Consider the following 326-nt stretch of genomic DNA (forward strand, 5'->3'; position numbering starts at 1 on the left):
TATACGTCTTGATAAAAATGCGGTTAGATGAATAATTCAGGACAAAAAAACTATTACTTATTTAGTAAATTGTATAAATGGAAAACTAAGAACACCCAAAATTAATTATTTTTATAATTTAATTGATTATTTAAACGCTAAAGGTGATAATATAATAAAATTACCTTTAGACAACAGCCCTTTAAATAGTAATGCATGATTGGCGGGATTTATAGATAGTGATGGTAATTTTTCTATAAAAGGATTTACTTCTAATAATTTAAGAACATATTTAGGGTTTCAGTTTTATTTACCTCAAAGAGCTATTGATGTAAGTGGAATAAGTT

General features: G+C 24.8%; 1 protein-coding gene. It reads left to right on the forward strand.

Annotated elements, in window-relative coordinates; translation table 11 throughout:
* Positions 1–199: 199 nt before the first annotated feature.
* Positions 200–326 (forward strand): LAGLIDADG family homing endonuclease (locus AC4IFT_RS22440; RefSeq protein ID WP_490752944.1); only part of this gene is annotated, 127 nt, incomplete at its 3' end.

The organism is Providencia sp. UF-183 (genome assembly GCF_058246155.1).